The organism is Candidatus Hydrogenedentota bacterium, from assembly GCA_012523015.1.
Taxonomy (GTDB): Bacteria; Hydrogenedentota; Hydrogenedentia; order Hydrogenedentales; family CAITNO01; genus JAAYBJ01.
The window spans coordinates 1-2,991 of record JAAYJI010000284.1; the positions used below are offsets into that span (position 1 = coordinate 1).

Below are 2,991 nucleotides of genomic sequence, written 5' to 3' on the forward strand. Positions count from 1 at the left end.
GATTGCGGTGTCAGCATCTCGTCCTGCAGCGGGGCGGTTGCGCTGTTGAAAAAGCTTGGTACAAACTCCGGTACCTCACCTTTCAGCATTCTGATATAGTTTTCTTTCGGCGTTATTGTACCCATATGTCTTTCTCCTCAGTCACGGTTGCCTAAGTGCGGAGCCTCGTTTGGCGGGGGTGGATTCAGCATACCCATGCGAAACTCCTCTCCTGTACTCTTGCGTTTCCAGATTGTACTGATCCGCTGTTTCGCCGGCATGACCAACGTCAGCGCGCCTGCCGGGCATTCCTGCACGCATCCGCCGCAGAACCAGCATTCCTCCGCGAACAGCACAATCGGCTCTTTACCCTTTACTGGATTAGGGATCATTACATCAAGTGGACATGAGTTCACGCAGATGTTGCATCCCCTGCATTTTTCCTTATCAAATTCCAACACTTTACAGGGTCCGGACATACTCGGGTACGAATACGTCTGCATTTCTATTCTCCTTTCCTCAATCAAGCTCCGCGTACCGCGTGTAGTTTTCGCGAAGGCTGTCCGAATATGGCGCCTGCTTGTGGTAATCGCAGGGCAGGGCGCGCACCTCGACGTCGTTCTCCGTCTTACGGCTGGGCAATAGCTTGTGCCATTCCGGCGGATCGACCTCAGGATAATCCGCTCGGAAAAACCCAAAACCGATGAGCCGGGAAGAACATTTTCTGGCTTTCGCAGCATGGAAACAGCACTCGCTTAAATCCATCATGCGGAAGCATTCGACAAGTCTGGCCAGCTCGTGTGGATTTGACGCGTATGTGCGTTTTCCTTCTGCTTGCCTCAGATCCCGCATCCGTTTGATCCCCAGATTCAAGATGTCTTCCGTCTTGAATTCACCGCAATAATCCTGAAACACGCGGGCAATTGCGTAATTGAGTTCTTTCCAGCCAATATCTCCGCCTTTATTCATGACGGGCGCATAGCATTCTTCCTTCTCGCTTTCAATTTGTTTGCGGCTTGGTTCCACTTGTTCATGCCTCTTCGCAAACGCCGCCGCCTGCCTTCCGCAGTAACGGCCGGTGGTATGAGCTTCTCCATGGCATCCGGAACCGAACAGAGGGCTTCCACCGGCCACAAACAAGCCGGGTAGCGAAGCCTGAAGCCGCCAATCGGTGACCAGACCGCCGGGGCCGTGAATGGAACGCCAGTTTGGCGGAGCATTATCAAGCCCTACCCAGGAAGATGCTACATTGATACGTTCATTGGCGGTGATTGCATACTGCAGCATATCCTGCGCAGGATCAAAGCCCCATTTCTGCATATTCTCAAAAATCGGCACCCGGCACTTGCCCTCGTGCGCAAGCATCAGGTTCCATATGATCTTTCTGGATTTTTCGGGCATCCCGGCAAAATCGTCATACAATGGAAGCTTGAGTTCGCCGGTGCGCAACTTCTTACCCAAGCTTGGATCCAGCCCATTCGGATTGTAATCCTGGCTCATCGGTGTCGCCAGACCGATACCATAGCCGATAACATAGTTCTCTCCGGGTCGGCTGGATTGAAAAATCTGCCGCTCGTCCACAATAAGCTCTCCGCGCGTATTAGCATACGGTATCACTTTTCCGTCAGCGTCTACAACACGGGCGCCCTGGTATGTATTATCGCTGTTGCCCATACTATAGGGCGCATAACCGAACTCTCCGCCTCCGCCAACGGCATCCATGCATACAAGATCCGCCCCGGCGTTCCATGCGATCGTATGTCCCATGTTCGTCAGGTTCAGGTCGGACATAGTGTTGCTCGCGGTTATTTCCGGCGCGAATCCGCCGAGACGCCCACCGCCGCCCGTCGCTAAGACTACAGCCTTTGCCTTAAAGATATAAAACTCTCCCGTACGGTCGTTTATCCCGGTGGCCCCGATCACGCGCGCGTTCTTTTCACCTTTCTCGGTAAGCAGGCTTGTGATGCAGATTCGCTCATATACCTGTGCGCCGAGGCGACGCATTTCCCGGTCTACCACAGGCTTTATGTTGTTTCCGTATATGCGAAGACAATGCTTGTTGTCCACATCGTAGGCAAAGAGCAGCTTTGTCTCCTCGTCGCGCCAAATGGTGCCCTCGAACTCGTCGTCTTCGTCGCGAATCTGAACACCCCAGGACTCCAGCTCTAGCAGCGTATCCCAGCCTTCCATGCCGATGATGTAACGGGCAAGGCCATTAGTATATCCGCCGGCTAACTCCATGGCTTTTTCGGAATACATTTCGGGGGTGATTTTGCTGCAGGGGTTTCTGACTGCTCCGTGCCAGTGGTCGACGCCTACGCCGCCCTGACCACTGTGCTTGGTAAAGCCTCGGTCCGCAACTGCCACGGTGGCGCCGTGCTGCAAGGCGGATATCGCCGCACGGCAGCCTGCAACGCCGCCGCCCACCACTAGGACATCCGTTTCGATTATGTTTTCCCTGCCGTAGTTAATCTCGTACGGCCAGAGCGGCAGTGTACCGGTTTCGGCTACGTATTCATGCCAATTCATAAACATCCTCCAATCTTGTTTCCGGCTCTATCTTCGATAAATTGCGCGAAAACGAACCATTGCTGCAGTACCGGTCTACGACGGGCAAATTTGGTATCCGCTGCGGATAATTCGGGTAAATGAAGAATAAGCGGAAATTAAGCGCTCAGATAGGTTTGATAGGCCTCGTCATAAACCTCATAAATCTGAGCAAGACCCATATCCATCATGTTTTGAATAAAAGTGTCCCATTCGCTGAGAGGTTTATCTCCCACAAGGAACTGGCTGTAATTCTCGGCATAATACGTGTTAATATCCCCGCTTAGATTATTGACCTCGCCGGTTTGCGCGTCGTTGAGCTGGATACCGTTGCGCCAGTCATACTCGCCGTCATAGTAGCTGCTGATGTCCCATACCCTTTTCATCTCCATCAGCGCTTCACCTTCTGCGACGGCATAATTTCGGCTGTTGTCGATGAGACCACCATCGGACATGGTGTTAGCA

3 protein-coding genes are annotated in these 2,991 nt (G+C 52.9%); all 3 read right to left on the minus strand.

What is annotated here, in order from left to right:
- Positions 1-137: 137 nt before the first annotated feature.
- Entirely contained in the window at positions 138-458 is a 321-nt protein-coding gene (locus GX117_12435) for a 4Fe-4S binding protein (GenBank protein ID NLO34138.1), read from the minus strand.
- A gap of 40 nt (positions 459-498) precedes the next feature.
- The gene (locus GX117_12440) at positions 499-2,508 is read right to left on the minus strand and encodes an FAD-binding protein (GenBank protein ID NLO34139.1); all 2,010 of its coding nucleotides are present in this window, start codon (positions 2,506-2,508) and stop codon (positions 499-501) included.
- Between the two features lie 137 nt (positions 2,509-2,645).
- Positions 2,646-2,991 (minus strand): hypothetical protein (locus tag GX117_12445; protein ID NLO34140.1); only part of this gene is annotated, 346 nt, incomplete at its 5' end.

Excerpts from the sequence above, each read along its gene's own strand:
- GX117_12435 (NLO34138.1), bottom strand. The coding sequence starts at position 458 with ATGTCCGGACCCTGTAAAGTGTTGGAATTTGATAAGGAAAAATGCAGG.
- GX117_12440 (NLO34139.1), bottom strand. The coding sequence starts at position 2,508 with ATGAATTGGCATGAATACGTAGCCGAAACCGGTACACTGCCGCTCTGG.